General features: G+C 68.9%; 1 protein-coding gene. It reads left to right on the top strand.

Annotated features, from left to right (window positions below):
* Nucleotides 1-170 precede the first annotated feature (170 nt).
* Nucleotides 171-1385: an IS110 family transposase gene (locus ABZ070_RS37345; protein ID WP_356640651.1), complete on the top strand. Its 1215-nt coding sequence runs from the start codon at nt 171-173 to the stop codon at nt 1383-1385.
* The last annotated feature ends 62 nt before the right edge of the window (nt 1386-1447 follow it).

Consider the following 1447-nt stretch of genomic DNA (forward strand, 5'->3'; position numbering starts at 1 on the left):
GGTGTCGCCGGGTCCGTGGGGTGCCGTCGGAGACGCTGATGAGAGACCCGGCCACCGCCCGGTCCGGCGCAATGCCGGGCAGCCTGCGGGCGGCAGGTCTGCATAACGTGGATGCGCGAGCACGGTGCCATTTCCGAGGCCGGCACGGTCAACACCTCCGGAAGGGTGCGATGTTAGACACCGAAGGCATAGGCGTCTTCCTCGGGATGGACGTCGGCAAGACCGCCCATCATGGTCACGGGCTCACCCCGGCCGGGAAGAAGGTCTTCGACAGGCCGATGCCCAACAGCGAGCCGAAGCTGCGGGCCGTCTTCGACAAGCTCAAGGCCAAGTTCGGCACCGTCCTGGTGATCGTGGACCAGCCCGCCTCCATCGGCGCCCTTCCCCTGACCGTGGCCCGCGACGCGGGCTGCGAGGTTGCCTACCTGCCCGGACTCGCGATGCGGCGGATCGCTGATCTGTATCCGGGGGAGGCGAAAACGGACGCGAAGGACGCGGCGGTGATCGCGGACGCGGCCCGGACGATGCCCCACACCCTGCGTTCGCTGGAGCTGACCGACGAGATCACCGCCGAACTCACGGTGCTGACCGGCTTCGACCAGGATCTCGCGGCCGAGGCCACCCGCACCAGCAACCGGATACGCGGCCTGCTCACCCAGTTCCACCCCAGCCTCGAGCGCGTGCTCGGGCCCAGGCTGGACCACCCCGCCGTCACCTGGCTCCTCGAACGCTACGGATCCCCGGCCGCCCTGCGGAAAGCCGGCCGCCGCAGACTCGTCGAACTCATCCGTCCCAAGGCCCCGCGCATGGCCGCCCGGCTGATCGACGACGTCTTCGACGCCCTCGACGAACAGACCGTCGTGGTCCCGGGAACCGGCACCCTCGACATCGTGATCCCGTCCCTGGCCGCCTCGCTCGCGGCGGTTCACGACCAGCGCCGGGCACTGGAAGCCCAGATCAGCACCCTGCTGGAGGCCCACCCTCTTCACCCGGTCCTGACCTCGATGCCCGGAGTCGGAGTCAGGACCGCCGCCGTCCTCCTGGTCACCGTCGGCGACGGCACCGGTTTCCCCAGCGCCGCCCACCTCGCCTCCTACGCCGGCCTCGCTCCCACGACCAAGTCATCGGGGACCTCGATCCACGGCGAACACGCACCACGAGGCGGAAACCGGCAGCTCAAACGCGCGATGTTTCTCTCCGCCTTCGCCTGCATGAACGCCGACCCGGCCTCCCGCACCTACTACGACCGGCAAAGAGCCCGCGGCAAGACCCACACTCAGGCGCTCCTGCGGCTTGCCCGCCAGCGCATCAGCGTCCTGTTCGCCATGCTCCGAGACGGCACCTTCTACGAGTCCAGAACCCCCACCGTCACCCTCGCCGCATGACTATCGCAAACACCCGCATACCAGGCACCACGTCCTTGACGAAGGACATAGAGACACCCCCC

This window comes from Streptomyces sp. NPDC006283, assembly GCF_040613325.1.
Lineage (GTDB): Bacteria > Actinomycetota > Actinomycetes > Streptomycetales > Streptomycetaceae > Streptomyces.